9 tRNA genes and 3 rRNA genes are annotated in these 1,527 nt (G+C 48.4%); all 12 read right to left on the bottom strand.

The window, feature by feature from the left end:
- Positions 1 to 257: ribosomal RNA gene (locus BN1372_RS00690) — 16S ribosomal RNA — on the bottom strand; the annotation flags it as partial.
- Positions 258 to 376: 119 nt separating this feature from the next.
- Positions 377 to 452: transfer RNA gene (locus BN1372_RS00685), tRNA-Ala, on the bottom strand.
- A gap of 9 nt (positions 453 to 461) precedes the next feature.
- Positions 462 to 538 (bottom strand) — tRNA-Pro (locus tag BN1372_RS00680).
- 8 nt (positions 539 to 546) lie between these two features.
- Positions 547 to 623 (bottom strand) — tRNA-Arg (locus BN1372_RS00675).
- A gap of 5 nt (positions 624 to 628) precedes the next feature.
- Positions 629 to 717 (bottom strand) — tRNA-Leu (locus BN1372_RS00670).
- Between the two features lie 10 nt (positions 718 to 727).
- A tRNA-Gly gene (locus BN1372_RS00665) sits at positions 728 to 802 on the bottom strand.
- A gap of 20 nt (positions 803 to 822) precedes the next feature.
- Positions 823 to 907: transfer RNA gene (locus tag BN1372_RS00660), tRNA-Leu, on the bottom strand.
- A gap of 11 nt (positions 908 to 918) precedes the next feature.
- Positions 919 to 994 (bottom strand) — tRNA-Lys (locus tag BN1372_RS00655).
- Positions 995 to 998: 4 nt separating this feature from the next.
- Positions 999 to 1,074 (bottom strand) — tRNA-Thr (locus BN1372_RS00650).
- A gap of 4 nt (positions 1,075 to 1,078) precedes the next feature.
- Positions 1,079 to 1,154, bottom strand: a tRNA-Val gene (locus BN1372_RS00645).
- Between the two features lie 3 nt (positions 1,155 to 1,157).
- Positions 1,158 to 1,273: ribosomal RNA gene (gene rrf / locus BN1372_RS00640) — 5S ribosomal RNA — on the bottom strand.
- 120 nt (positions 1,274 to 1,393) lie between these two features.
- A 23S ribosomal RNA gene (locus BN1372_RS00635) occupies positions 1,394 to 1,527 on the bottom strand; the annotation flags it as partial.

Genomic DNA, 1,527 nt, shown 5'->3' with positions numbered 1-1,527 from the left:
AGCTAATGCGCCGCGGGCCCATCCTTAAGTGATAGCCGAAGCCATCTTTTATCATTAGACCATGCGGTCTAATCAGTTATCCGGTATTAGCACCGATTTCTCGATGTTATCCCAGTCTTAAGGGCAGGTTGCCCACGTGTTACTCACCCGTCCGCCGCTAACCTCAAAGGAGCAAGCTCCTCATCGGTTCGCTCGACTTGCATGTATTAGGCACGCCGCCAGCGTTCATCCTGAGCCAGGATCAAACTCTCAAATAAAAGTTTTACGTTGACTCTTTAGAATTGACTAGAGATGCATTTTATACAAATTGTATATCGTACATTCTATTGCTTGACGTTTCGTTTAGTTTTCAAAGAACTTTTTTAAGAAAATAATATGGTGGAGCTTAGCGGGATCGAACCGCTGACCTCCTGCGTGCAAAGCAGGCGCTCTCCCAGCTGAGCTAAAGCCCCATAATTAGATGGTCGGGAAGACAGGATTCGAACCTGCGACCCCATGGTCCCAAACCATGTGCTCTACCAAGCTGAGCTACTTCCCGAAAAAATATGGCGCGCCCTGGAAGATTCGAACTCCCGGCCTTTTGATCCGTAGTCAAACGCTCTATCCAGCTGAGCTAAGGGCGCACACATGGTGCCGAGAACCGGAATCGAACCGGTACGGTAGTCACCTACCGCAGGATTTTAAGTCCTGTGCGTCTGCCAATTCCGCCACCCCGGCATGTGTGTTATGGAGCGGAAGACGGGATTCGAACCCGCGACCCCCACCTTGGCAAGGTGGTGTTCTACCACTGAACTACTTCCGCAATGCCTATTTAATTTTAATTGGTGCGGGTGAAGGGACTTGAACCCCCACGTCGTAAGACACTAGATCCTAAGTCTAGCGCGTCTGCCAATTCCGCCACACCCGCGTGGTTATAAATGGTGAGCCATGGAGGATTCGAACCTCCGACCCTCTGATTAAAAGTCAGATGCTCTACCGACTGAGCTAATGGCTCAAACTGGTGCCGGCAAGAGGACTTGAACCCCCAACCTACTGATTACAAGTCAGTTGCTCTACCAATTGAGCTACACCGGCAAGATGGTGGAGGATGACGGGCTCGAACCGCCGACCCTCTGCTTGTAAGGCAGATGCTCTCCCAGCTGAGCTAATCCTCCATAGCCTGGCAACGTCCTACTCTCACAAGGGGAAACCCCTCACTACCATCGGCGCAAAAGAGCTTAACTTCCGTGTTCGGCATGGGAACGGGTGTGACCTCTTTGCCATCATCACCAGACAAATTATTAACTTAAAGACAAGAATAATTATACTACTTTTTAAAAGAAAGTCAACACTTTTTTTAATTTTTTTATTCTTTCAAAACCAAATAACGAATATTGTACAACCAATTTAGTATTAGGATAAGCCCTCGACCGATTAGTATCTGTCAGCTACACGTGTCACCACGCTTCTACACCAGACCTATCAACCTCATCATCTATAAGGGGTCTTACTAGCTTACGCTATGGGAAATCTCATCTTGAGGGGGGC

Source organism: Massilibacterium senegalense (assembly GCF_001375675.1).
In the GTDB taxonomy this organism is placed as follows: domain Bacteria; phylum Bacillota; class Bacilli; order Bacillales; family Massilibacteriaceae; genus Massilibacterium; species Massilibacterium senegalense.
The sequence above is the reverse complement of the archived record's forward strand: the minus strand, read 5'-3'. Positions and strand labels throughout refer to the sequence as shown.